This window comes from Mycetocola sp. Y719, from assembly GCF_056713205.1.
In genome coordinates, this window is sequence record NZ_JBWYGY010000001.1 from 1068478 (window position 1) to 1091554 (window position 23077).

The 23077-nt window shown below is 65.9% G+C and carries 25 protein-coding genes and 1 riboswitch; of the genes, 13 read left to right on the forward strand and 12 right to left on the reverse strand.

Annotated features, from left to right (window positions below):
• Nucleotides 1-2 precede the first annotated feature (2 nt).
• From nadB to AC1M0F_RS05010, 4 genes are all read left to right on the forward strand, one after another.
• Nucleotides 3-1523: an L-aspartate oxidase gene (gene nadB, locus AC1M0F_RS04995; protein ID WP_480237084.1), complete on the forward strand. Its 1521-nt coding sequence runs from the start codon at nucleotides 3-5 to the stop codon at nucleotides 1521-1523.
• Complete coding sequence (gene nadC / locus AC1M0F_RS05000) at nucleotides 1517-2383, forward strand: carboxylating nicotinate-nucleotide diphosphorylase (protein WP_480237085.1); 867 nt, start codon at nucleotides 1517-1519, stop codon at nucleotides 2381-2383. The genes nadB and nadC overlap by 7 nt, the downstream gene beginning before the upstream one ends.
• The gene (locus AC1M0F_RS05005; protein WP_480237086.1) at nucleotides 2383-3522 is read left to right on the forward strand and encodes a cysteine desulfurase family protein; all 1140 of its coding nucleotides are present in this window, start codon (nucleotides 2383-2385) and stop codon (nucleotides 3520-3522) included. The genes nadC and AC1M0F_RS05005 overlap by 1 nt, the downstream gene beginning before the upstream one ends.
• 64 nt (nucleotides 3523-3586) lie before the next feature.
• A complete protein-coding gene (locus AC1M0F_RS05010; RefSeq protein WP_480237087.1) occupies nucleotides 3587-3787 on the forward strand; it encodes a hypothetical protein in 201 nt (66 codons plus the stop codon).
• Nucleotides 3788-3809: 22 nt separating this feature from the next.
• On the opposite strand, the gene AC1M0F_RS05015 is transcribed toward AC1M0F_RS05010, so the two are convergent.
• Nucleotides 3810-4637, reverse strand: coding sequence for a hypothetical protein (locus AC1M0F_RS05015; protein WP_480237088.1), 828 nt, complete (start codon nucleotides 4635-4637; stop codon nucleotides 3810-3812).
• A 78-nt stretch (nucleotides 4638-4715) separates the two neighbouring features.
• On the opposite strand from AC1M0F_RS05015, the gene AC1M0F_RS05020 reads away from it, so the two are divergent.
• The 4 genes from AC1M0F_RS05020 (at nucleotide 4716) to AC1M0F_RS05035 (ending at nucleotide 6508) form a co-directional block, all read left to right on the forward strand.
• Nucleotides 4716-4907, forward strand: a complete 192-nt coding sequence (locus tag AC1M0F_RS05020) for a hypothetical protein (RefSeq protein WP_480237089.1) — start codon at nucleotides 4716-4718, stop codon at nucleotides 4905-4907.
• 72 nt (nucleotides 4908-4979) lie between these two features.
• Nucleotides 4980-5327, forward strand: coding sequence for a LysR family transcriptional regulator (locus AC1M0F_RS05025; protein WP_480237090.1), 348 nt, complete (start codon nucleotides 4980-4982; stop codon nucleotides 5325-5327).
• A gap of 37 nt (nucleotides 5328-5364) precedes the next feature.
• Complete coding sequence (locus AC1M0F_RS05030) at nucleotides 5365-5847, forward strand: DoxX family protein (RefSeq protein ID WP_480237091.1); 483 nt, start codon at nucleotides 5365-5367, stop codon at nucleotides 5845-5847.
• A 10-nt stretch (nucleotides 5848-5857) separates the two neighbouring features.
• A complete protein-coding gene (locus AC1M0F_RS05035) occupies nucleotides 5858-6508 on the forward strand; it encodes an alpha/beta hydrolase family protein (protein ID WP_480237092.1) in 651 nt (216 codons plus the stop codon).
• 46 nt (nucleotides 6509-6554) lie between these two features.
• On the opposite strand, the gene AC1M0F_RS05040 is transcribed toward AC1M0F_RS05035, so the two are convergent.
• The 5 genes from AC1M0F_RS05040 to AC1M0F_RS05060 form a co-directional block, all read right to left on the reverse strand.
• A complete protein-coding gene (locus AC1M0F_RS05040) occupies nucleotides 6555-8144 on the reverse strand; it encodes an ABC-F family ATP-binding cassette domain-containing protein (protein WP_480237093.1) in 1590 nt (529 codons plus the stop codon).
• Between the two features lie 114 nt (nucleotides 8145-8258).
• Nucleotides 8259-8606, reverse strand: coding sequence for an SHOCT domain-containing protein (locus AC1M0F_RS05045; protein WP_480237094.1), 348 nt, complete (start codon nucleotides 8604-8606; stop codon nucleotides 8259-8261).
• Nucleotides 8607-8608: 2 nt separating this feature from the next.
• Nucleotides 8609-9055 (reverse strand): DUF6325 family protein, encoded by a 447-nt coding sequence (locus AC1M0F_RS05050; RefSeq protein WP_480237095.1) that lies wholly within the window; start codon nucleotides 9053-9055, stop codon nucleotides 8609-8611.
• 157 nt (nucleotides 9056-9212) lie between these two features.
• The gene (locus AC1M0F_RS05055; protein ID WP_480237096.1) at nucleotides 9213-9737 is read right to left on the reverse strand and encodes a hypothetical protein; all 525 of its coding nucleotides are present in this window, start codon (nucleotides 9735-9737) and stop codon (nucleotides 9213-9215) included.
• A 48-nt stretch (nucleotides 9738-9785) separates the two neighbouring features.
• Nucleotides 9786-10457 carry a GAP family protein gene (locus AC1M0F_RS05060; protein WP_480237097.1) on the reverse strand — a complete coding sequence of 224 codons (672 nt, stop codon included), beginning with the start codon at nucleotides 10455-10457 and terminating at the stop codon, nucleotides 9786-9788.
• A 245-nt stretch (nucleotides 10458-10702) separates the two neighbouring features.
• On the opposite strand from AC1M0F_RS05060, the gene AC1M0F_RS05065 reads away from it, so the two are divergent.
• Complete coding sequence (locus AC1M0F_RS05065) at nucleotides 10703-13072, forward strand: arylsulfatase (RefSeq protein ID WP_480237098.1); 2370 nt, start codon at nucleotides 10703-10705, stop codon at nucleotides 13070-13072.
• A gap of 23 nt (nucleotides 13073-13095) precedes the next feature.
• Here AC1M0F_RS05065 and AC1M0F_RS05070 read toward each other — a convergent pair whose 3' ends face one another.
• Nucleotides 13096-13419 carry a DMT family transporter gene (locus tag AC1M0F_RS05070; RefSeq protein WP_480237099.1) on the reverse strand — a complete coding sequence of 108 codons (324 nt, stop codon included), beginning with the start codon at nucleotides 13417-13419 and terminating at the stop codon, nucleotides 13096-13098.
• 11 nt (nucleotides 13420-13430) lie between these two features.
• Nucleotides 13431-13495: riboswitch (guanidine-III (ykkC-III) riboswitch) on the reverse strand.
• A 184-nt stretch (nucleotides 13496-13679) separates the two neighbouring features.
• On the opposite strand from AC1M0F_RS05070, the gene AC1M0F_RS05075 reads away from it, so the two are divergent.
• Nucleotides 13680-14138: a DUF6325 family protein gene (locus tag AC1M0F_RS05075; RefSeq protein ID WP_480237100.1), complete on the forward strand. Its 459-nt coding sequence runs from the start codon at nucleotides 13680-13682 to the stop codon at nucleotides 14136-14138.
• Between the two features lies 1 nt (nucleotide 14139).
• Complete coding sequence (locus AC1M0F_RS05080) at nucleotides 14140-14301, forward strand: hypothetical protein (RefSeq protein WP_480237101.1); 162 nt, start codon at nucleotides 14140-14142, stop codon at nucleotides 14299-14301.
• Between the two features lie 52 nt (nucleotides 14302-14353).
• On the opposite strand, the gene AC1M0F_RS05085 is transcribed toward AC1M0F_RS05080, so the two are convergent.
• From AC1M0F_RS05085 to AC1M0F_RS05105, 5 genes are read right to left on the reverse strand one after another with little or no spacing between them, the layout of a single operon-like run.
• Nucleotides 14354-15610 carry an endo-1,4-beta-xylanase gene (locus AC1M0F_RS05085; protein WP_480237102.1) on the reverse strand — a complete coding sequence of 419 codons (1257 nt, stop codon included), beginning with the start codon at nucleotides 15608-15610 and terminating at the stop codon, nucleotides 14354-14356.
• The gene (locus AC1M0F_RS05090; RefSeq protein WP_480237103.1) at nucleotides 15607-17979 is read right to left on the reverse strand and encodes a beta-xylosidase/alpha-l-arabinosidase; all 2373 of its coding nucleotides are present in this window, start codon (nucleotides 17977-17979) and stop codon (nucleotides 15607-15609) included. Before AC1M0F_RS05090 ends, AC1M0F_RS05085 begins: the two co-directional genes overlap by 4 nt.
• Before the next feature lie 8 nt (nucleotides 17980-17987).
• Nucleotides 17988-18860 carry a carbohydrate ABC transporter permease gene (locus AC1M0F_RS05095; RefSeq protein ID WP_480237104.1) on the reverse strand — a complete coding sequence of 291 codons (873 nt, stop codon included), beginning with the start codon at nucleotides 18858-18860 and terminating at the stop codon, nucleotides 17988-17990.
• Complete coding sequence (locus AC1M0F_RS05100; RefSeq protein ID WP_480237105.1) at nucleotides 18860-19855, reverse strand: carbohydrate ABC transporter permease; 996 nt, start codon at nucleotides 19853-19855, stop codon at nucleotides 18860-18862. The genes AC1M0F_RS05095 and AC1M0F_RS05100 overlap by 1 nt, the downstream gene beginning before the upstream one ends.
• Before the next feature lie 39 nt (nucleotides 19856-19894).
• Nucleotides 19895-21193, reverse strand: a complete 1299-nt coding sequence (locus AC1M0F_RS05105) for an extracellular solute-binding protein (RefSeq protein ID WP_480237106.1) — start codon at nucleotides 21191-21193, stop codon at nucleotides 19895-19897.
• 121 nt (nucleotides 21194-21314) lie between these two features.
• Between AC1M0F_RS05105 and AC1M0F_RS05110 the strand changes: the two genes are divergently transcribed.
• Nucleotides 21315-22331 (forward strand): LacI family DNA-binding transcriptional regulator, encoded by a 1017-nt coding sequence (locus AC1M0F_RS05110; RefSeq protein WP_480237107.1) that lies wholly within the window; start codon nucleotides 21315-21317, stop codon nucleotides 22329-22331.
• Nucleotides 22332-22483: 152 nt separating this feature from the next.
• Nucleotides 22484-23059: a GNAT family N-acetyltransferase gene (locus AC1M0F_RS05115; RefSeq protein WP_480237108.1), complete on the forward strand. Its 576-nt coding sequence runs from the start codon at nucleotides 22484-22486 to the stop codon at nucleotides 23057-23059.
• Nucleotides 23060-23077 lie beyond the last annotated feature (18 nt).

A 23077-nucleotide genomic window follows, 5' to 3' on the forward strand; every position in this document is an offset into this window, starting at 1 on the left:
CCATGAGCCGCGTGCTCGTCGTCGGCAGCGGGATCGCCGGACTCACCACAGCGCTGTCCGCCGCTGCACGCCACGAGGTCGTCCTTGTCACCAAGTCCACCCTGGGCCAGAGCAACACCCGCTACGCGCAGGGTGGCATCGCCGGTGTGATGTTCGCGGACGACAGCGTCGATGCGCACATCGCCGACACCCTGTCAGCAGGGGCCGGGCTGTGCGACGAGGACGCCGTGCGGGTGCTCTGTGCGGAGGGCCCCGACCGGATCCGTGAGCTCATCGGGCTCGGGGTTGAATTCGACCGCACCGGAGGCGATTTCGCCCGCGGGCGTGAGGCTGCCCACTCCTACCCCCGCGTCCTGCACGCCGGCGGCGACGCGACCGGCGCGCGGATCGAGGCGGCACTCGTGGCACGCATCCGCGAAAGCGGGGCCGAAATACTCGAGGACACATTCCTCATCGACCTCACTCTCGAAGCGGGACGGGTCTCCGGTGCGCGACTCCGGCTGGCCGACGGCACCGAGCGCACTGTCGACGCCGATGCGGTCGTTCTCGCCACGGGCGGCGCCGGGCACCTGTACCCGTACACGACCAATCCGTCTGTCGCCACGGGCGACGGGGCCGCCGCCGCGCTTCGTGCCGGTGCGGCGCTGGCGGATCTCGAGTTCTACCAGTTCCACCCCACAGCGCTCACGACACCCGACCGTTTCCTCGTCTCAGAGGCGGTTCGCGGAGACGGCGCCGTGCTGAGGAACGCCGACGGCCACCGGTTCCTCGAGGCGATCCACCCCGACGCAGAACTCGCCCCGCGCGACGTCGTCGCCAGGGGAATCGCCTCCGAGATGGCCGCACAGGGCGGGCTTCCCGTCGTCCTCGACGCGACCGCGCTCGGAGCGGACTACCTGGCCGAGCGGTTCCCCGTCATCGACCAGGCCGTGAGGGCATCCGGAATCGACTGGTCGCGTGAGTTCGTCCCTGTCAGCCCGGCCGCGCACTACTGGATGGGCGGTGTCGTCACCGACCTGTGGGGTCGCACGACGGTGCCAGGACTCTACGCCGTCGGCGAGGTGGCCCGCACGGGCGTGCACGGGGCGAACCGCCTGGCCTCGAACTCGCTGCTCGAAGGCGCCGTCTTCGGGGCCCGCACCGCAAACGCGCTCGACACTGATACCGACAGGGACTGGCCGGTCGCGGCCGTCGACACGGTCGCGCTCCTCCCCGATCCCGCCGTTGACGCTCCTGAATTCTCACGCGACGCCCTTCAGCACCTGATGTGGGACGAAGCCGGCCTCCTCCGCAACGGCGCCGGCCTCCGCCGAGCCGCCCGTGTTCTCGGGGCCTGGGCTGGTCGCGCGTTGCCCGCCGACGGCATCCGTTCCCTCGAGGATCGCAACCTGCTCGCCCTTGCCGTCGAGCTCGTCCGCGCAGCCATCGCCCGCACCGAATCGGTCGGGGCGCATGCGCGCTCGGACTTCCCCGCACAGGTCGCAACGCCGGCCGAACCCCGAGAGGTCGTCACCGCATGCTGACCCGCCCGTTCATCGATCGCGTCGTCGGCGCCGCCCTCGAGGAAGACGCCCCGTGGGGCGATCTCACCAGCTCGACCCTCATCCCAGAACAAGCCGTCGCGACCGCGGATCTCACCGCCCGCCAGGACGGAGTCTTCAGCGGTGGCGAGGTCTTCGAGGCCGCATTCCGGCTGGTCGACCCCACGATCGAGGTCAGCCTGCTCGTCGCAGACGGCGATCAGTTCTCGCGCGGGGACCGGCTCGCGACGGTGACCGGACCGGCCCGCGGCATCCTGCAGGCCGAACGGATCGGCCTCAACTTCACCCAGCGGATGTCGGGAATCGCCACGCTCACCGCGCGATACGTCGCCGCTGTGGCCGGCACGAACGCGCGCATCGTCGATACCCGCAAAACCACACCGGGGCTCCGCGCGTTCGAGCGCCACGCGGTGCGTTCCGGCGGCGGCCACAACCACCGTTTCTCGCTGTCTGACGCCGTGATGGCGAAGGACAATCACCTCGCTGTACTCACGGCAGGCGGCCTGTCTGTGACCGATGCACTTCTCGGGGTCCGTGCCCGGCTCTCGCACACCACCCACCTCGAAGTCGAGGTCGACCGACTCGACCAGATCGACGCCGTGCTCGCCGCCGGGGTCGATACGATCATGCTCGACAACTTCAGCCTCGACGACCTCCGTACCGGCGTCGACCTCATCGCCGGGAGAGCGATCGTCGAAGCCAGCGGCAACGTCACCCTCGACACGGTCGGCGCCATCGCCAGGACCGGCGTCGACGTCATTTCGTCCGGCGCGCTCACGCACAGCGTGCCGTCGCTCGACCTCGGGCTGGATGTGTCGATCAGCGCGCCGCAGGAACCCTGATGTTGTACCTCGACCACGCCGCAACGACACCGGTTCGTCGGGAAGTACTCGAGGCGATGTGGCCGTACCTGACCGGCGAGTTCGGCAACCCGTCCAGCCACCACACGGTCGGTGAACGGGCGGCGGTCGCCCTCGCCGACGCGCGCAACCGGGCAGCTGCAGTCCTCGGCGTGCGCGCGGGAGACGTCGTCTTCACGTCGGGCGGCACAGAAGCGGACAACCTCGCGGTGAAGGGCATCGCGCTCGGATCGCCTCGTGGCAGGCATCTCGTCACGGCGGCCACCGAGCACGAGGCCGTGCTCGGGTCCGTCGACTACCTCAGGCGCCTGCACGGCTTCGACGTGACCTTCGTCGATCTCGAGCCGGACGGCACAGTCACGGCCGAAGCCCTCGACGCGGCGATCCGACCTGAGACCGCCCTGGTTACTGCGATGTACGCGAACAACGAGATCGGCACGGTGCAGGACCTCGCGGCCCTCGGCGCCGTGACGACCGCTCACCGCGTGCCGTTCCACACCGACGCCGTCCAGGCCGCCGGCTGGCTCGACCTCCGTGTGTCGAGTCTCGGCGTCGACGCCCTGTCACTCGCCGGGCACAAGATCGGAGCGCCGAAAGGCATCGGCCTGGCGTGGCTGCGCGGCCGCATCCCGATCGAACCGCTCGTGCACGGCGGCGGGCAGGAGCGCGGTCGCCGCTCAGGCACCGAGAACGTCGCGTCAGCGGTCGGCCTGGCCACCGCGCTGGAACTCGCCGAATCCGAGCGGACGGATGCCGCAGCGCGAGTCGGAGCGCTCCGCGACGAGGTCATCGCGCGAGTCCTCCACGACGTCCCAGACGCTGTCCTCACCGGGTCGACGACCTTGCGGCTGCCGAACTCGGCGTCGTTCTGCTTCCCCGGCACGAGCGGCGAGGCGATCCTCCTGGAGCTGGAACGACGCGGAGTGGTCTCATCGAGCGGATCGGCCTGCGCGGCAGGAAGTGATGAGCCGTCACACGTCCTCACGGCCCTCGGTGTGCCCGCGGACCTGGCCAGGACAGCGGTCCGCCTCACCTTCGCCGCCGACCTGACCCGCGAGCAGGCCGACTCCGCCGCCGACGCTGTTGCGGCATCCGTCGCTGCCGTCTCCGCCCTCGGCTGAACCGGACTATCACAGCGAAAACGGGGATCTTCCGTTCGCCTCTGCTCGGGCGTACGGTGGCGTCATGGAGATCAATTCATCCGAGCGGAGGCCGAAACGGCCCGGGGTGACGAGTGCGCTGAAACTCGATGACTCGACGGCGACCGAGAGCCTGGAAACCACTCGGCGCGACCTGTCCGAGCTGCGCAAGCCGCACAGCCCGGTTGAAGGCCTGCTGCCGCACCTGGCCCAACTGCGTGGAGGCGAAGCGCCCCCGCCTCCCTGATGCGCGGCGATGACGACTCCGGTCAGGGCCGGAGGACCTTCCACGCGAGCAAGTGCTCGACCGTGATTCCCTCGTAGCCCGGCAGAGCACCGAAGGCGCGTCGCGCTTTCGCGGTCTCCGCCTCGAGAACCGCCCGGCCCTCGTCGAAGAAGGTGTACTGCGCACCGCCCGCCACATCGGGCGTATCCGTCTCCACTCCGATCGAGAACGGGGTTCCGGATGCCACGGCGGCTCGCACAGCGGGAGTGGCCAGTTCCACGATTCCCTCCTCCCCGCCGGCGTGGTCGGAGAACGCGACGATGGCCACGGTGTCGAGTTCGGCGACGAGCCTGTCGAAGACGGTGCCGGCTTGATACGGCATCCGTGCCAGCCACCACGGCAGGTCCAGGCCGAGCTGCAGTGCACCCGATGCCGACCGGGCAGAGTCGAGCAGCCGGAGAAACCCCTCTGTGAGCTTCTTGGGTTCCATCGGTTCCGTCTTCCCGGCCCACGGTTCGACATTCAGCTGAACGGCGGGGACGTCCGCCGTCGCGCGGGCATCGCGGATCCACTGTGCGGCGAGCCGCGGGTCGCGGAACCACGGCCGGTCACCGCCCAGCGCGGAGACGCGAACGCCCTCGGCGGTCAGCCCATCGACCGAGGCCGAGAACCAGCCCGCCATCGCACCGGTGTGCGTAGCCCAGGGTGCGTTGCAGAACACCCGCCGGAGACGGTGCTGTCGGGCGAAGGACGCGATCTCCGCTGGGGCGAGATCGGCCTGTCCGCGACCACGCTCGTCGACGGCTGGGTCCACCGAGTTGCCCCAGGCCCATGTTCCGGTGATCGCCGAGGCGTCAGGAGTGTCAGTCACGAGGACCCCATCGTCGGGCACAGGAGGCTCAAAAGCAAGGCTCTGTCGTGAATGCCCGGATGTTCCTATCGTGTGGGGATGACTTCAGACAGCTTCGACACAGATCCGCACGACCCGACTGAGTCTCCGCGGGAAGTTCCCGGCTCTCCCGACTCGCCCGATGCGCCGCTCACGTCAGCCGGAGAGCGCTCGGACACGATCGAGGAGGACGAGGACGGCGGCGTCCTGCCCATCGCGGAACCGACGGCGGATGGCGCCACCGCTCCGTGATCGTCTGCCAGCAGGACCGCGTAACCTGAAGGTTGCGGTCGCGGTTCTTCGTGGCCAGACGAAAGGCTGCCCATGGACACCATCGCGCTCAAACGATTCGTCGTGGCTGCCGAGGAGCTGCACTTCGCCCACGCCGCCAAGTACCTCGGCATCCCGCGGTCGACGCTCATCGCGTCGGTCCGCAGCCTCGAGGACGAGCTCGGCACTCCCCTCTTCGACACGGGTGCGTCGACCACGACCCTGACCGCAGCAGGGCGGGAACTCCTCGCCGAGGAGCAGCGCAAGGCGGATGCCACGGCAGCGTCAGTGCAATTTCGTCCCCAGCCGGCCGGCGGCAAGGCGAAGGCGAACAAGGGCAAAGGGCGCGCGCCGGCCGTGAAAGGGCAGCCCCGCCCAGGAAAACGACGGCAGTCGCGCTGAGCCGGCGAGGAATCTTCAGCCGCCTAGGCTGTCAGGCATGATCCAGTTCGCTCTCCGGCCGGCGCCACGCACCTCGATCCCCCGCGCCATCGCGCGCCTCGCGCTCGGGGCCTTCCTGCTGATGGCCGGTATCAGTCACCTCACCTGGAGCCGGGAGGCCTTCCGGGCCCAGGTTCCGACGTGGCTGCCGCTCGACACCGACTTCGTGGTTCTCGCCTCCGGCGTGGTCGAGATTCTCCTCGGGCTCTCGCTTCTCCTTCTGGCTCGTTGGCGGGTTCCGGTCGGCTGGATGACTGCGGCCTTCTTCGTCGCGGTGTTCCCCGGGAACATCTCGCAATTCACCACCGGCACCGACTCGTTCGGACTCAACACCGACCTGGCGCGCGGCATCCGTCTGCTGTTCCAGCCGCTTCTGGTGATCTGGGCACTCTGGGCCACCGGCGCCTGGCGGGCCTGGCGGCAGGCGAGGGCCGAACGTCGTGACCCGGCGGACGAGACAACGGATTCCGCACGACGCTAGCGTGGACGGCATGATCATCGACGTACCGACCTCGCTGGGCCCCGGCCGCCTGACCGTCAGCGAAGCCGCTGAGCCGAGGGCGCTCCTGTGGCTCGGACATGGGGCGGGCGGGGGCATCGGAGCCGCGGACCTGACGGCTCTCGCCGGCGCTCTCCCGTCGCGTGGGATCACTGTCGTGCGATATGAGCAGCCCTGGCGGGTGGCCGGCAAGAAGGTCGCGTCCCGCCCGGCGACGTTGGACATCGCCTGGCGGGAGACCGCGCCGGTCGTCGCCGGGCTGGCCGCAGGGGTGCCTCTCATCGTCGGCGGTCGAAGCGCCGGCGCGCGGGTCGCCTGCCGGACAGCCGCGGAGCTCGGTGCTGCCGGCGTGGTCTGTCTCGCCTTCCCGTTGCATCCGCCCGGGCGACCTGCCGTGTCGCGAATCGAGGAATTGCTGCAGCCGACGGCCCCTGTGCTCGTGCTCCAGGGCGATCGCGACACCTTCGGGATCGCGACGGATGTGGCCTCGGATGCGGCCGGTCGCGACAACATCCGCGTCGTCGAGGTGACCGGTGCCGACCACGGAATGAAGGTGCTGAAAGCGTCCCCGCTGACCGCCGGAGACGTTGCCAGGCTCGTGACGGCATCCGTCGTCGAGTTCGTCGATGGCTTACCCGGCTGAGTTCTCCGGACGGACGGATGCTGGTGTCGCCGCCTGAGCCGACGACCTACGCCGCGCGGACCTCGATCTCGCCGGGCAGCGCGCCGTCGACCCCGAAGACGAGCTTGCGGTTCGCGACCTTGTCGCTGAAGAAGCGGTCGTGACTGACCACGACCACTGCGCCAGGGAAGTGCACGAGAGCCCGCTCCATCACCTGGGTGCTGGCCATGTCGAGGTGGTTGGTCGGCTCGTCGAGGACGAGCACAGACGCACCGGAAAGCAGGCACTGGGCCATGGCGACGCGTGCCCGCTGTCCTCCGGACAGGGTGCCGATGCGCTGCTTCAGCTCGGCCTCGGAGAACTGGAACATCGCGAGAAACCGCCCGACCGACTTTCGCGTGGCCGCGAAGGCGAGGCTGCCGGGCATCGCGTTGACCGAGTGGGTGATGGTGTCTTCGTCGTCGAGTTCGGCGAGAACCTCGTTGTACGACACCACTCGGGCACCGCTGGCCCAGACCGCTTCACCAGAGTCCGCCTTCTCCTGGCCGGTCAGCACACGCAGGAGGGACGATTTGCCGCTGCCGTTCGCACCGATCACGACGATACGGTTACCGCGTCGGACCTCGAAAGTGAGGTCCGAGAAGAGCTGTTTATCTCCGTAGGCCTTCGACAGTCCTGACACGCGGCACAATATGTCCTTGACATGGAGGCCGCCGTAGATCTCGGTGATGATCTGGTCGACGGGCCGAGGCGCGCGGGATTTCTTGATGCCCGACAGCTTCTTGTCGAGCCCGCGACTCGCGGCCTTCGCGGCCTCGCGACGGTCGGCGATGCCCTCCGCCTCGAACGCCAGCAGCTCTGACTCATGCACGAACTGCTGCTCGAGGGTCTTGAGCCTGAACTGTTTCTGCACCACGTACTCGGCGAAGTTGCCCGGGTACTCGTGCAGGTGGAAGTTCTCGAGTTCGACGATGCGGGTGACCACGGAGTCGAGGAACCGCCGGTCGTGCGAGACGATGATGGCCGCGCCGCGGAAGTCCCGGAACCAGGCTTCGAGCCACTCGACACCCGCGACGTCGAGGAAGTTGGTCGGTTCGTCGAGGAGAAGCACGTCAGGGCGCTCGAGCACGATCTTCGCCAGCGCGGCGCGGTTGCGCCATCCGCCGGACAGCTCGTCGATCGGGCACACTCGGTGCGCGGCGTCGAACCCGAGTCGGGTCAGGGCCTCGTCGATCCGGCGCGTGTAGTCCCATCCGTCGAGCCGGTCCATCTCCTCGAACAACTCACCCTGACGGCCGACCAGTGCGTCGAGGTCAGCGGTCGGGTCAGCGGCGATGGCCGCGTCGATTCCGGCGAGCTCCGCTTCAACGGCACGGATGTCGCTGAACACGTCGTCGAGGACCTCGCTGATGGTGGCAGACCCGTCCAGTTCGGAGAACTGCGAGAAATAGCCGAGGCGGATGCCATTCTCCAGCGCGAGCGTTCCGGCATCCGGCGTCACCTGCTCGAGGATCAGTTTGATCAGGGTCGTCTTGCCAGAGCCGTTGCGGCCGATGAGACCGACCCGGTCGCCGGTCTCGAGCCGGAAGAAGGTGTCACGGAGCACCGGGGTGTTCTCGTAGCGGACGGTGACGTCGTTCAGCCGGATCAGGCTCATGCCCATGTCCTCCTCAAGGATCGTGTCGTTGAGGAGGAAGTACCTGAACGCTGGAGCACCTCCACCGTAGCCGAACGATCTGTGACCCGCGTCCAGCGGGTCACGCGACCAGGGCTACGACAGAAGCTTCGCCTTCGCGGCCGAGAATTCCTCGTCGGAAAGGATGCCCTGGCTGTGGAGTGCGGCGAGGCTCTGGAGCTGCGCCATCATGTCGTTTCCGCCGCCGGCGGGTGGTGGAGGCGGAGGCGCCTGTTGCGCGTACTGCGCCGCTGCTTGCTGCGCAGCGGCGTCGATCTGAGCCTGCTGCTGTTGCTGCGCCCAGGCGTCCGCCTGGGCCGCTTCCTGCGCCTTTGCAGCCTGGCGGTTCTGCATCCCACCCGACACCGCTGTGGCGGTTCCAGCCACGACCGCGGTCGTCGCCGCCGCGCGGAGCAAACCTCCGCGCCTCCGTCTACCCAGCATGATTACTCTCCTTCGTTCGTAGCTTCGGCGCTCATCGCCGCAACCAGTTCGTTGACGACGGGCGCGGGAATCTGTTCGGTGTGAAGCACCCGGCCGCCTGCTGAATAGAGGGTCTGCGCGAATTCCCTGGCCCATCGGTGCTCGACGACGAGGATCGCCGCCGATGTTCCCGGTTCGATCGCACCGGCGAGATCTTCGACGTCTTCTTCGCCGGCAAGCCCGACCTCGACGACCTCGAGCTGACTCAGGCCGTACTCGTCGGCGACGGCGTCCAACTCGATCACCCGTAGTTCGTCTTCGGCCGAGCGCGAGACGAAGAGGAGGTCGAGCAGTCTCACCGTGTCAGCCTGAACGAGGTCGATGATCGCTCCGATCACAGCTGTACCGGGCCGGTCTCCATCGAACCCGATCAGGTAGAGCTCCACCGGCCCGTACTCAAAATCCGACATGATCTGCGCTCCGTCTTCTCTTCGTTGGCATGGGTCCGCGCGACACCATCACTTTCTCGAAAGCGTAGGCAGATGCAGACGACGGAGCCTCACCCGCACCGGATGATGTCGGTCGGTTTTCAGACCGGCGGCTGCCGAACAGGCAGCGCGCGACCCATCAGTGGACGAGCACCTTGAGCACGATCATCGCAACTCCCATCAGTGCCGTGCCCAGACTGCCCAGGACGCGGATGCTCGGCTTCGCCCCTCGAACAGCGAAGACCCGGTACCCGACAACGGCAAGGATTCCGACTCCCAGCCACAGGGCTGTCCACACCGCCGCGTCGTCCGAGATTGCCTCGAGTGCGCCGAGAAGCAACACGATCGACGGCGCGATGGCGGCGGTCAGGAACCCGACGGACCGGCGGAGTGCGCTTCTGAATGCCGCTCGCAGGGTCGTCTCGTCCCCTGCGACCGTGTGATAGCTGGCCACTGTTCCTGCGTAGAGGTGCGCGATCCAGAAGACCAGAACCGTGCCGAGTACCGCCTCGAGCGTCTCCCACGCGGTTGCGCCCGCACTTCGCGAGACCACGATCATCCCTCCGACGAGCACAGTCCCATAGACCGACTCCTCGCTGATGAGAAGCAGCCGGGGCTTCCCGTGAACGTGTTCATGGTGGTGATGACGCGTCGGGTCACTCATCGTTTGCCCATCGATCATTCGGATCGTTCATCGAGGGTTTGCCTGACATCAGAGGCTCCCGATACCTTTGCCCACCATCACCACTCCGATCACCAGGAGAAGCACCGCCATCACGGTCGCGTTGTTGTGCACGAGCCAGCCTCGCAAACTCTCGAGGGGACCGGCCATGCGCTTCGATGCAATGAGGTAAGCGATCACCGGAACGGCGACCGAGCTCGCGGCGATGACGACGAAGATGAGAAGAACTCCCGCGGTCTCCCCCGCGGTCAGCTCGCCGGTGCCGATGATCACGCCGGCGCCTGCCGCCATTAGGAGGTTCTTGGGGTTCACCGCTGCGAGCAGGAAGCCCAGGCCGAGGCTTCGAGCCGGAGTGATCGTGTCGATCGCGGCCATCCATTTGGGCAATGCTGCCTCCTCGCCCGGTTTCGGACGGCTCCGCCATTGCTTCAGGGCGAGGAAGAGGAGCCCGGCGCCGAGGAGGATCTTGATCGTTCCAGCGACCGGCTTCGAGGCATCCGAATCCTGCTCGGGGATGACTGACGACAACAGGGTGAAGAGGACGACGCCGACGATGATGCCGAGAAGCCAGCCGACGAGGAACCCGACGCTTGCCCCTCGAGCCTTCGGCGCGAGCAGCATGAGGATCGCTGCGATGATCGGGATCGGACTGATCGCAATACCGAGTGCCAGCGGCAGGATGTCTCCGATTACTGATCCCACGACCTTCCCTCCGTACCGTTGCGGGCCACGCGTCGCCCGGTCCCACGGGGCTGGTCGGCTCAGGCTATCCACCGGGTCTTCACGCCGACTCATCCGGAACGGGTGAGGACCTCTTCTGTCCCGCATTCGCGTCTCATCTCTTCTGCGTGAAGTCACCGTGCAGGGGGTGGCAGGCGATCTTGCGCCGGGTCTATGCTGCTCCGATCCGAGGGGCTTTGAGCTTCGCTCACGAATGGAAGATTGACATGCCAACACACGACCGTCACGCCCGCTCCATGTTGCCGATTCCGGACCGGCCGGCCCCGGGTCTGACAACGTACGATGCCAAAGACCCGGCCACGGCCTATCCACCGATCGAGCCGCTGCTCCCACCACACGAAGCACCAAATGTGCTCGTCATCCTGCTCGACGACGTGGGCTTCGGCGCCTCGAGCGCGTTCGGCGGCCCGTGCCACACGCCGAATGCTGAGAAGCTCGCCGCAGGCGGACTGAAATTCAACCGTTTCCACACGACAGCACTATGCGCACCCACACGCCAGGCGATGCTCACCGGGCGCAATCACCACTCCGTCGGGATGGGTAGCATCACCGAGACGGCTACCTCCGCTCCAGGCAACAGTTCGTTGAGACCCAACTCGAAAGCGCCACTCGCCATGACGCTCAAACTCAACGGCTACTCGACGGCCCAGTTCGGCAAATGCCACGAAGTGCCGGTCTGGCAGTCATCCCCGATGGGACCCTTCGACGCGTGGCCGTCTGGCGGCGGCGGATTCGAGACGTTTTACGGGTTCATCGGTGGCGAGAACAACCAGTGGGAGCCGGCCTTGTACGACGGAACCACACCGGTCGAGCCCCCCGCGACCGCCGAAAACGGCTACCACCTCACCGAAGATCTGGCCGACCACGCCGTCAGCTGGATCCGTTCGCAGAAGGCGCTCATGCCTGACAAGCCGTTTTTCGTCTACTTCGCACCAGGAGCGACGCACGCTCCGCATCACGTTCCTCCGGAATGGCCGGCAAAGTACAAGGGCAAGTTCGCCGGCGGCTGGGATGCCCAACGCGAATCGACTTTCGCTCGGCAAAAGGAGCTGGGTGTCATTCCGGCCGATGCCGAACTCACTCCGCGGCACAAGGAGATCCCCGCATGGGACGACATGCCCGCCGAGCTCAAGCCAGTTCTAGAACGGGAGATGGAGGTCTACGCCGGTTTCCTCGAGCACACCGACCACCATGTCGGCCGGGTGATCGACGCCATCGATGACCTCGGAGTGCTCGACGACACGATCATCTACTACATCATCGGCGACAACGGAGCGTCAGCGGAGGGAACGCTCAACGGCGCCTTCAACGAAATGGCGAACTTCAACGGAATGGCGGCTCTCGAGACCCCCGAATTCATGGTTTCCAAGATGGATGAATTCGGCACTCCCACTTCCTACAACCACTACGCGGTCGGCTGGGCGTGGGCGATGGACACGCCCTTCCAGTGGACCAAGCAGGTCGCCTCGCACTGGGGCGGCACCAGGAACGGAACCATCGTGCACTGGCCGAACGGCATCGCCGAGAAGGGTGGAATGCGATCCCAGTTCACTCACTGCATCGATGTCGCCCCCACCATCCTCGAAGCCGCCGGCCTTCCCGAGCCGACCATGGTGAACGGTGTGTTGCAGACGCCGATGGAGGGCACGAGCATGCTGTACGCGTTCGGCGATCAGACTGCCGCCGAACGCCACAGCCTGCAGTACTTCGAGATGTTCGGCAACCGCGGGATCTACCACGACGGCTGGAGCGCCGTCACGAAACACCGGACCCCGTGGGACATGGTCGGAGGAGGCACGATCGCGTTCGACGACGACGCCTGGGAACTCTATGACGGCACTGCTGACTACAGTCAGGCCCGAAACCTCGCCTCCGAACATCCCGACAAGCTCCACGAACTTCAGCGGCTCTGGCTGATCGAGGCGGTCAAGTACAACGTGCTTCCTCTTGACGACCGCACCGCGGACCGGGTGAACGCCGACATCGCCGGCCGGCCGACCCTCATCCGTGGCACCTCGCAGCTTCTCTTCTCCGGAATGGGCCGACTCTCGGAAAACAGTGTCATCAACATCAAGAACAAATCGTTCTCGGTGACCACTGAATTGGAAATCCCCGCGAAGGGCGCCAACGGTGTCATCATCGCCCAGGGCGGTCGTTTCGGGGGCTGGAGCCTCTATCTAAGGAACGGGACGGCGAAGTTCGTCTACAACGTCCTCGGGATCCACGAGTTCGGCACCGAAGCCGAAAAACCGCTTCCGACGGGAATCCATCAGGTGCGGATGGAGTTCGCCTACGACGGCGGCGGGCTCGCGAAAGGCGGCGGCGTGACGCTGTACTACGACGGCACCACTGTCGGGACCGGCCGGGTCGGTGCCACCCAGGCCATGATCTTCTCCGCGGATGAGACGACGGACGTGGGGTACGAATCCGGCACGTCCGTCAGCCCCGATTACGACCTGCACAGCAGTCGCTTCACCGGGAAGATCAACTGGGTGCAGATCGACGTCGGCGACGACGACAACGACCATTTCATCGACCCGGACGAACGCATGCGTGTCGCGATGGCGAGGCAATAGGCGGCGGCCCGTCCCCCAGAGCTCTAGTGTGCGTCGTCGACGAGCTTCAGGCCGACGATGCATCCGATGAGCCCGAGAAGCAGCGCGATCTTGATCCAGGAGATGCTCGCATCACCGGTGATCATCGACCACGCCACGGTCAATGCCGCGCCGATGCCCACCCACACCGCGTATGCGGTGCCGATCGGGATCTCACGCATGGCCCACGCGAGACCGCCCATGCTGACGGCGAGAGCAACGCCGAAGATCACAGACGGCCAGAGCTTTGTGAAGCCCTCGGACTTGCCCAGGGCCGTCGCCCAGACGGCTTCAAGGATTCCGGACGCAATAAGAATGACCCACGACATGACTGTTCGTTCCTGGCCAGTCTTGTCGCGTTCCGGGTACTGATCCCTCGTCCGGGGCCGCATCCCGCGGCCTCTGATCAGGTTAGCAAGGATGCGCGTTCCTGGCCCGTTTGCTCCGCATTTGCACAGGGAGCGGGGCTTGCGTCCCCGCCGTGACACGAATCATCCCGATCGGGTGATGATTCGTTGGCGCGGCAGGAAGAGCCTGTCCATGCGCGCGAAATTCGCGCTGAGCAAGGAACACCCAAAGGATTGGCGACATGGCTGACAGTGACGTGGACAAACTGGGACCGGTGGATTTTCTCGTGATCGAGTTTCCGGCGGGCCAGGCGAACTTCACGGGCGAGATCGCTCAGGAACTGGTGAAGCTGGTAGACGCAGGCACGATCAGGGTGATCGACATGGTCATCCTTTCCAAGGACGACGATGGAAGCGTCGAGGCGATGGAGTTGTCGGATCTCGGCGATCTCGGCGCTCTGGTCCAACTCGAAGCCCAGCTCGCCGAGCTGCTCGCGGCGGAGGACGTGGAGCGGCTCGCCAACGCGATGGAGCCGGGAAGCGTCGCCGGTGTTCTCGTCTATGAGAACCTCTGGGCGGCGCCCTTCGCGTCGGCGGCGCGGCATGCCGGTGGCCAACTGATCGCCAGCGGACGAATTCCTATCCAGGCGATCATTGCCTCGGTCGAGGCCGATGAAGCACGCGAGAAGACAGGAGCATGAGATGCCATTGAGAGCTGCACGAGTCGGACGGGTGGGCGTCGTCGGCGCTCCGGTGGCCCGCGCCGCTGTCGTCGGAGCCGCGGTCCGCCCCGGCCCTGCCCCGGTCGCAAAAGCGGCCGTGGTCACGGCAGCCGTCACACCGGGGCGGCGTCGCCGTTTCTAGACGGGACCGGGTCCGAGTGGCCTGGAATCGTTCTCAGACACAGCCGGGCGTCTCAGCCCAGCTGCGCCGTCAGCGCGTCTTCGTCCGCGGTCAGGGTCACTGACGCGCTGTGCCCGTCCGACCGCACGACGTAGTCGCCGAGGAACCCTGAGAGCGACAGCCTCCCGTCGGCATCCGTACGCATGTGCGTTTCCGGCAGCCACCACTCGCCCTTGATCAGCGACCGCAGCGCCTCGAACGACGGTTTCGCCGAGCCGTCAGCACGGACGAGACCGCCTGGGGCACCGAGCCAGGCACCGTCATCCGTGATTCCCCAGTAGGTGATCGCCTCGACCGACGGATGCCCGACGAGCGATCGGTAGTGGCGGACGATCTCGTCGGCCTGGCGCTCCTCGCCCTCCGGCGTCGACGGCCACGACGGGATCTGGTAATCGTTGAGGTCGACGATCTCCGGCGGCATGAGGTGTCCCGAGAGGATCGTCGACTCGGTCAGGTGCAGGGGCAGCCCGAAACGGGCGAAGCGGTCGACCGTCTCCAGCATGGCTTCCTCACCCCAGTAGCCCTGGTGCATGTGAGTCTGGAGACCGATCGCATCCACGGTGATGCCCGCGTCGAGGACGGCCTCGATCAGCGCCTCGTATTCGCTCGACAGGTCGAAGTCGTTGAGGACCAGCGTGGCCGACGGGTTCGCGGCCCGCGCCTCCTCGAACGCCAGCCCCACGATGGGAACACGACCGATGCTTCTGGCCAGCCGGGAGATGCCGTTCTCCTCTGCCGTGAACACCGGCATGATGACGACCTCGTTGATGGCATCCCAGGTGTCGATGACACCGGCGAAGTCGGTGACCTCACGTCGGATCCGCGCCCGCTGCAGTTTCTCGATCTCGTCGACCGGCACTGCGGTGAGCCATTCGGGAGCGAGCGTGTGCCAGGTCAGCGGATGCCCCTTCACCGTCACTCCCCGGTCGGCGAACCACTTCGCCGCGGCGAGGAGACGCGCGGTGTCTGGGCTGCCCTGAACCGGCTCGAACCCCCGCCAATAGAACGGCAGGGTCGCGGTGTTGAAGAGCTCCAGCCATTTCGCGGACAGATCGGCGAGCCCGTCGAGCGACGCACCACCGAACGTCGCTTCGTTCGCCGAGTCGCGACCCGTTTCACCGTTGGCGAGCGGGATGAAATCGAACCCGATGTTGCCGAAGGCGAAGGCATGACGCTGCTGTTCGACGGTGACGGTCGCATCGCGAACCCGCTCACCGCGAGCGTCGAGCACGGTGACCTGTGCGGTCGCGCGTCGGTGGTCGACGCTCACCCGGTGTGCCGCGCGATCTCGTCGATACTCGGGTGGAACGCACGGTCGAACCCGACCCGGCGCGTGTCGCCGGTCAGCCGAACGGAGTGCGAGATTCGGATGTCGGTGCTCGACGCTCCGAGTCCGACCACGATCTCGCCCGGCTCGACGACGCGCCGTCCGTCTCGCCCGGTGAAGCTCGTGACATCGGCGGGGACGTGGATCGAGAGGTCGACCGATTCCCCGGGCTCGAGTTCCACACGGTGGAAGCCGACGAGACGCTGGACCGGCCGGACCACGGATGCGACGGGGTCATGGACATAGACCTGCACGATTTCGACGCCCCTCCGCTCCCCTGTGTTCTGGACGCGCAGACCCACGGTCGCGACACCGTCGACGGAGATCGTGTCAGGGCCGTGGTCGCGAGCGCTCCAGGCGAAGTGCGAGTATCCGATGCCGTGACCGAACGCGAACGCCGCGGTCGGGTCGATGCTCGACACGCTGTTCGAGCGAGCGAGAGGCGCGGCGAGGTACGTAGACGGCTGCGTACCCTCAGAAGCGGGGATGCTCACCGGAAGCCGGCCGCTCGGGTTGACCCGACCGGAGAGGATGCCGGCGAGTGCACCGGTTCCTTCCTCACCTGCGAAGAAGGCCTGCACGATCGCCGCGGCACCGGTGACGGCGGAGCCGAGAGCGTACGGCCGACCGGCGAGCAGGGTGACGACGGCGGGGGTCGACGATGCGAGGACCGCGTCGAGCAGATCCTGCTGGGCGCCGGGCAGACGGAGCGACTCGACATCGCATCCCTCACCGCTCGTGCCGCGACCGAAGAGCCCGGCCCTGTCGCCGAGCGCGACGATGACGATGTCTGCCCGATTGGCAGCATCCACCGCGGCGTCGATCCCGGACGTCTCTCCCCCGTCGATCGTGGTGCCGACGACGTACTCGATTTCGGCCCCGGGGAACTCGGCACTCAGGCTCTCCAGCAGGGTCGGCAGCTCGATTCCCATGGCCGAATCGGGATGCTGGACACCCACGTGGGCAGGGAACGAATAGCAACCGAGAACGGCGAAGGGATCGTCGGCTGTCGGACCGACGACGGCTATGCGCCGCGGCGAGGCGAGCGGGAGGGTGCGGTCGTTGCTCAGCAGAACGATCGACTGTTCAGCGATCTCGCGGGCGACGGCGCGGTTGCCGGCATTGTCGAGGTCGATGGTCCCGCGAAGCGCTTCGGCGTCATCGACGTTGACGCCGTTCAGGGCGTCAGGGGTGGCATCCCAGTCGAGGTCGAGCAGACCGAGCTCGACCTTCTGACGCAGCACGCGACGCACGGCGCGGTCGATGACGGCTTCGTCGAGGGCCCCGGATCGGATCGCTTCGACGAGCGGCTCACCGAAGGTCTTCACGGTAGGGAGTTCGACATCGACACCTGCGGTCAGCGCGAGCGCCGCAGCCTCGCCCCAGGAACCAGCGACCCGGTGGAGCATTTTGAGGAAGGCGATGCCGAAGTAGTCGGCGACAACGGTTCCGTCGAAGCCCCAGGTGTCGCGCAGCAGCCCGGTGAGAAGTGACTCGTCAGCGGCCGACGGTACGCCGTCGATGTCGGTGTACGAGTGCATCACCGAACGCGGCTTGCCCTCCCGCACGACCATCTCGAACGGCGCGAGCAGCACATCGGCGAGCTCCCGCGAGCCGACCGAGACAGGAGCGAGGTTGCGCCCGGCCTTGGACGCCGAGTAGCCGACGAAGTGCTTGAGGGTTGCGATGATCCCGGCCGATTCAAGGCCGCGGACGTAGGCGGTTCCGATCGCGCCGATGAGGTACGGATCCTCTCCGATGGTCTCTTCGACGCGACCCCAACGGGCATCCCGGACGACGTCGAGCACCGGAGCGAGGCCCTGGTGGATGCCGACTGAGCGCATGTCGGAGCCGATGCGGTGTGACATCCGTTCGATGAGGCGGGGGTTGAACGAGGCACCCCATGCCAACGGCACCGGGTATGCGGTTGCCCCCCACGTCGCGAATCCGGCCAGGCATTCCTCGTGGGCCACGGCGGGTATGCCGAAGCGATTGGATGCCGCGATCCGGCGCTGGCTGCGGAGGAGCGACAGGGCTCCGAGAGCCGGGTCCACCGGTGCGGATCCGAACGGCCGGGTCAGCTGACCGAGACCGTTCGGCAGGAGAGCATCGAGGTCGACGACGTCGTCCATGTCGTGCTGGTGCGGTGCGACGTCTCCTCCCTCACTTGAGGCGCCGACCCAGACTCCGAACAGCTGGGCGATCTTCTCCTCGAGGGTGAGTTCGGCGAGAAGTGCTTCGACCCGGTCTGGACCGGATGCGGTGACGTCACGCCACGCAGGCGCGGTTGTAGTCGGTGTCGTGGTGCTCAAGGGAGGTCCTAACCTTTGACGGCGCCAGTGAGTCCGCCGACGATGCGGCGCTCGAACAGCGTGAAGAAGATGAGCGCCGGAATCATCGAGAGCGAGGTGAACGCGAGCACCTTGGCCGTGTCGACCGAATACTGCGAGGCAAACGCCTGGACGCCAAGCGGCAGTGTGTACGTCGACTGGTCACTGAGGATGAACAGCGGCAGGAGATAGCTGTTCCAGCTCGCCACGAAGGCGAGGATGCCTGTCGTCACCACGCCGGGCAGGGATAGCGGAACGACCATCCGGAAGAAGAAGCCGAGTCGGCTGGTACCGTCGATCGACGCGGCCTCCTCGATTTCATCGGGGATGGCTTTGAGGAAAGGCACCAGGATGATGATCGTCACAGGGAGGCCGAAGGCGATCTGCGGGAGGATCACGCCCGCCAGGCTGTTCATCAGGCCCAGGTCCTTGACGAGGATGTAGAGGGGTGTGATCGCCACGGTCATGGGGAACATGAGCCCGGCGGCGAACAGCGAGTACATCGCTCCCCGACCGGCGAACCTGTATCGAGCGAGGATGAAGCTCGCCATGAGACCGAGCACCACCACACCGAGTGTCGTGGCGATCCCGGCAATTGCCGAGTTGCCGACCTGCTGCCAGAACGTGGAGCTTGCGAGCACCTCGGCGTAGTTGTCGAATCGCCACGGGTTCGGGAATCCTGCAGGCGAGTTGGTGATCTGCGAATTGTCGCGGAACCCACCGAGGATGATGTAGATGACGGGTCCGAGACAGAGTGCGATGAAGACAAACGCAATGAAGTAGGTCGCCGGGCTGCCCCACGGCTGGCGGCCACCTGGTGGACGCTTTTCGCGAGGGAGCGCGGGGGCTTCGAGAACAGTCATCACTTCTTTCCTTCTGTGAGAGCGCCGGCTGTGTCACGTCGAAGGACGAACCGCTGGTAGATCAATGCGATGACGAGGGAGATCAGGAACATGACGACCGCGACAGCACTGCCGTAGCCGAAGTTGCCCGATGTGCGTCCGTTGGCGACCATGTAGGTGGCCATCGTGGAGGTTCCAGCCGTCGATGCGACGTACTGACCCCAGATGATGAAGACGAGGTCGAACAACTGCAGTGAGCCGATGATCGAGAGGAACGCCCAGATCCGGAGGGTCGGTCCGAGGAGGGGCAGAGTGATCGTGCGCTGAATCTGCCAGTAGCTGGCTCCGTCGATCGCAGCCGCTTCGAACAGTTCGTCGGGAATACTCTGCAAACCCGCGAGGAACAGGATCACGGCGAAGCCGATGTACTTCCACGAAATGATGACCATCAGAGACCAGATGGCGATGTTCGGATCCGAGAGCCAGTCGGCCTGGAGTGCGCCAAGTCCGATGCTCTCGAGAAGTGCGTTGACAGCACCTGAGGTCTGGAGCATGAGGCCCCAGCCGATCCCGACGATGACCTCGGAGATGATGTACGGGACGAAGATGAGGACGCGGATGAGCGAACGGCCTCGGATCTTCTGGTTGAGCAGGAGTGCGAGGATGACCGCGATGGGTCCCTGGATCACAAGTGACAGCACCAGGATGAACCCATTGTGGCGCAGCACGTCGTGGAACGCAGGGTCCTGGAAGATGATCATGTAGTTGTCGAAACCGACGAAGTCGGTGGCTGGCCCATAGCCCTTCCAGCGGAAGAAACCGTAGTAACCGGCGAGGATGACCGGGAAGATCACGAAGCCGACGAAGACGACGATCGCTGGTCCGGCCAGGACCGTGATTTCGAGGCGCTTGCGCCAGTCAGTTTTACGCCGTCTGGGCCGCGGTGCGGCAGGGGACGACGCGCGTGCGCCATCCCCTGCCGTAACCGTGGCCTGCGGCGGCTGCTTGTCGGTCATTGACGAAGCACCCCCTGCAGGTTCAGTCATTATCTGGTGCTATCCCTTTGCTGCTGCGTCGTTCACGGCGGAGACGATGTCTTCAGCTGTACCCTGACCGGCGAACAGGTCGACCACACCCTTGTTGAGCGCGTTTCCGACGTTCTGTCCGAACAGCGTGTCGAGCCACACCGTGACGTACGGCGCCTCGTTGTAGGACTCGATGATGGAGAGCAGCGCAGCGTCCTTCACGACGCCCTGAGCCTCCTGGTTGGCGGGAATCGTCTGGAACGCCTCCGCGTAGCCTTCCTGGTACTCCTTCTGCATGAAGAAGTTCAGGAAAGCGCTGCACTCTTCCTTCGGGGCCTGTGCCGAGCAGGTGAAACCGTCGACGCCGCCCATCATTGCGCCAGGCTCGCCCTCGCCACCGTCGACCTCGGGGAACGGGAACCAGCCAAGGTCGGGCAGCGGCTTCTCGTCAGGGGTCAGCGAAGCGATGACACCCGGGTTCCACGCACCCATGAGTTCCATGGCTGCCTTGTGGTTGGCGATGAGGCCTGCGGAGCTACCTGCACCCTGCTGCGCCGAGGTGGTGAGGAATCCGTTGTTGAACGGCTCGGTCTCGACGAAGTCTGCGAGGTTTTCGCCAGCCTCCAGCCAGCACGGGTCGTCGAACTTCATGGTTTCTGCTGCCGTGTTGAGGGTGTCCTGCGAGCAGGCCCGAACCGCGAAGAAGTAGTACCAGTGCGCTGCAGGCCAGGCATCCTTCGCCCCGACGGCGATGGGGTCGACACCTGCACCCTTGAGCTTGTCAACGGCTGAACCCAGCTCGTCGAGGGTCGTCGGCGTTCCTTCGACACCTGCTTCAGCGAAAAGGTCCCCGCTGTAGTAGATGCCGCCGGGCAGCACGGCCGTCGGCATTCCGTAGATCTTGTCTTCGATTGCGAAGGCGCTCAGCACGCCTTCCGGCACCGCGGCCTTGGTGGAATCGTCGACCAGGTCGGTGATGTCCATCGCCTGTCCGGCCGCCACGACGTCGGCGAGCTTGCCGCCACCACGTGCCATGAAGATGTCGGGAGCGTCACCGGAGTTGAGCGCCGTCTGGAGCTTCCCATCCATTTCTTCGTTCTGGATGGACTGGACCTTGATCTTGACGCCCGGGTTCGCCTCCTCGAAGTCGGCGACCGTTGAGTCCCAGTAGGCCTTGCCTGCGCCGGTTGTCGAGTTGTGCCAGAACGTCATGGTGACATCGCCACCATCTCCGCCCTGGTCACCCGAACTACAGGCTGCCAAGCCTGCGAGCGACACTGTCGCGACAGCTCCCGCCGCGAGCAGCTTTTTGATGCTGCGTTTGTTCATCGTTGAACGCCTCTCGAAAGTTTCGACAACCACGTCGAAAGTGATTAGGATGGTTTGAGCCTAGGCATTTGCCTGGCGAAGCGCAAGTTGTCTCAGACAACAAATAGGGATTGGTTTCTCCATGGCCGACACCGAACACAAGGTAAAGCTTGCTGAATTGGCCGATGAGGCGGGTGTTTCGCTCTCCACGGTTTCAAAAGTCCTCAACGGACGATCCGATGTTTCTGCCGGAACGAGGGCGAAGATCGAGAAAATTCTGGACCGCCAAGGGTACAAACGACGGGCTGGACTCCCCAATCGCGGCACGCTGATCGAGCTGGTATTCCCGGAACTCGAGACGGCATGGGCGATGGAGATCATTCGTGGCGTCGAAAATATCGCCCGTGCCAACGGGCTCAGTGTCGTCCTCACTGAGTCCGGTGACCGTCACTCCCCCTCCGCGCCGTGGATCACCGGCGTGCTGCGACGTCGCCCGGTCGGGGTCGTGCTCGTCTTCTCCGATCTGGCCGCCGAGGCGAAAGCGAAACTGCGGTCACGCGCCATCCCCTTCGTGATCATCGACCCCGCAGGGGACCCGGCACCCGACGTCCCCTCGGTCGGATCCGCGAACTGGTCCGGCGGCCTCGTCGCCACCCGTCACCTCATCGAGCTCGGACACACCAGAATCGCAGCGATCACCGGCCGTGACGACATGATGTGCTCGTTCGCCCGCGTCGACGGCTACCGGTCAGCCATGAACTCGGCCGGCATCGAGATCGACGATCGATTCGTACGTTTCGGAAACTTCCAGGTCGACGGTGGGCGCAGCATCGCGCTCGAACTACTCTCGCTTCCCGACCGTCCCACGGCGATCTTCGCGGGAAGCGACCTTCAGGCACTCGGCGTGATCGAGGCGGCCAGAACACTCGGACTCCGCGTGCCCGACGACCTGTCGATCGTCGGCTACGACGACCTGCAGCTCGCACAGTGGTCGAGCCCGGCGCTCACGACCGTGCATCAGCCGCTCACCGCCATGGCGGAAGAGGCGGCTCGACTCGTCATCCGGATGAGCGAGACGCCGCTCGACTCCGCCCCGCGCATGGATCTCGCCACGCGGCTCGTCGTCCGCGAGAGCACGGCGGCACCCGCTTCGGTCTAGTCGCCTCAATCGAGACTGCAGTAGTGGCTCTATCTGGCGAGGTTTTCGAGCCGCTGCTGCACTCTCGATCGTTCGACGCGCCCTCTTCCCGCCGAGTGATCGTTGATGGCACGATGGACCCGCGTCCACAAGGACGGACGGAGGCGGATGTCATGACCATCGAGGTGAGACCGGCCCACGACTTCGACGACATGGCGACCATGTTCGCACCGAAGAAGCCGGAGTCCTCGGTCTGCTGGTGCCTCTCGTGGCGGTTGAGTGCGAAGGAGAATCGGGAGCTCAAGGGAACACAACGGGCGGACAAGGTCCGCGAGCTCTGTTCGCGGAAGCTTGCGCCGGGCGTTCTCGCGCATCGGGATGGCGAGGTGGTGGGCTGGGCCGGAATCGCGCCGCGCGCAGACCTGCATCCGTTTGCGAACTCGAAGAAGATTCCTCACATCGACGACATCCCGGTGTGGTCACTGTGGTGCATCCGGGTTCGGCCCGGTTTCCGAAAACAGGGCATCACCGAGGCGCTCATCGAGGGCGCAGTCGAGTATGCACAGGCATCCGGAGCGCCGGCGGTCGAGAGTTACCCCGTCGATAACGCCGGTGAACGTGTCGATCTGACGATGGCGTTCGTCGGCACGCGCAGCATGTTCGAGCGGGCGGGCTTCACCAAGGCCGCCGACACCGACTCGATCGCGGGCGGATTCCCGCGAATCCTGATGCGGCGGAGTCTCGTCTGACCCGGAGCTTTCGCCTCA